This window comes from Loigolactobacillus bifermentans DSM 20003 (assembly GCF_001434575.1).
GTDB classification, from domain to species: Bacteria; Bacillota; Bacilli; order Lactobacillales; family Lactobacillaceae; genus Loigolactobacillus; species Loigolactobacillus bifermentans.
In genome coordinates, this window is record NZ_AZDA01000131.1 from 1 (window position 1) to 278 (window position 278).

Genomic DNA, 278 nt, shown 5'->3' on the forward strand with positions numbered 1-278 from the left:
GGCAGCTTGACCATTACGCCAGCTAGCGTGGCCACCGATAGTATTAAAGTTGGCAATCAGACTAAAGTTTACGATGGGGACAGTGCCACGGATCCAACGACTTACGCTGTAACCTTAAATGGTTTAATGGCCCCAACGGACTGGACCAGCGACGATTTTGCCCGCAGCGATGCTTCTGAAAATGCAGGCAGTTATGATGTGACTTTGAGCACTAGCGGCTTAGCGAAGTTACAAGCAGTTAATCTGAATTACACGATTACAGCGGATGACGTGCAAGC

General features: G+C 48.9%; 1 protein-coding gene. It reads left to right on the top strand.

Annotation, left to right across the window (positions count from 1 at the left end; all coding sequences use genetic code 11):
* Positions 1-278 (top strand): MBG domain-containing protein (locus FC07_RS16020; protein ID WP_268888243.1); only part of this gene is annotated, 278 nt, incomplete at both ends.